This window comes from Streptomyces sp. NPDC090445, assembly GCF_044769385.1.
Taxonomy (GTDB): domain Bacteria; phylum Actinomycetota; class Actinomycetes; order Streptomycetales; family Streptomycetaceae; genus Streptomyces.
Genome location: NZ_JBIVXV010000089.1, coordinates 1 through 1,033, shown reverse-complemented (window position 1 = coordinate 1,033; position 1,033 = coordinate 1). Strand labels below are relative to the sequence as shown.

Here is a 1,033-nt window from a genome sequence, read left to right as displayed (position 1 = left end):
CCGAGGTGTCGGCCGCGGTGCTGGGCGACCCGTCCGGGACCGTGTTGGTCACCGGTGCGACCGGTGGTCTGGGCCGGCTGTTCGCGCGGCACCTGGTGACGGCGTACGGGGTGCAGCGGCTGCTGCTCACCAGCCGGCGCGGCACGGCTGCCGCGGGCGCTGCCGAACTGGTCGCGGAACTGGAGCAGTTGGGTGCGCACGTCGACCTCGTCGCCTGCGACGTCGCGGACTGTGAGGCGCTGGCCGGGCTGCTGGGGTCCGTACCTGTCGAGCACCCGCTGACGGCTGTGGTGCACACGGCGGGTGTGTTGGACGACGGCGTTCTGGCCTCGCTGACCCCGGAGCGGGTGGCGACCGTACTGCGTCCGAAGGTGGACGCGGCGTGGAACCTGCACGACCTCACCCGAGACCTCGACCTGTCGGCGTTCGTCCTGTTCTCGGGCGCCGCCGCCGCGTTCGGCGCGGGCGGGCAGGCGAACTACGCCGCCGCGAATGCGTTCCTGGAGGCGCTGGCCGAGCAGCGGCGTGCCCAGGGGCTGCCCGCGACCTCGCTCGCCTGGGGCCTGTGGGCCCCGCAGGCGGGTGTCGACGGTGGCATGGCGGGGCAGCTCGACGAGGTCGACCTGCGCCGCATCGCCCGGGACGGCGTCGCAGCTCTCGCCGCCGGCGAGGGCTTGGCCCTCTTCGACACGGCGATGACGGTGGACGCGGCGGTGCTGCTGCCGATGCACCTGGACGTTGCCGTGCTGCGTGCGCAGGCGGTGTCGGCGGGTTCGACGCCGGCGCTGCTGCGGGCCCTGGTACGGGTGCCTGCGCGCCGCATGGTGGAGCGGCGCGGCGGCGGTGGCGGTACGGAGGCCGGTTCGCCGCTCGTGGCCCGGCTGGCGGGTCTGCCGGTGGCGGAGCACGAGGGTGTGCTGTTGGACCTGGTGTGCGGCCGGGTCGCGGCCGTGCTCGGGCACTCCGGTGCCGACGCGGTCGACGCCGAGCGTGCCTTCCGGGACCTCGGCTTCGACTCCCTCACCGCCGTCGA

At 74.9% G+C, this 1,033-nt stretch carries 1 protein-coding gene; it reads left to right on the top strand.

Annotated elements, in window-relative coordinates; genetic code table 11:
• A partial coding sequence (locus tag ACIQUT_RS40335) for a type I polyketide synthase (protein WP_403570726.1) occupies positions 1-1,033 on the top strand: 1,033 nt, incomplete at both ends.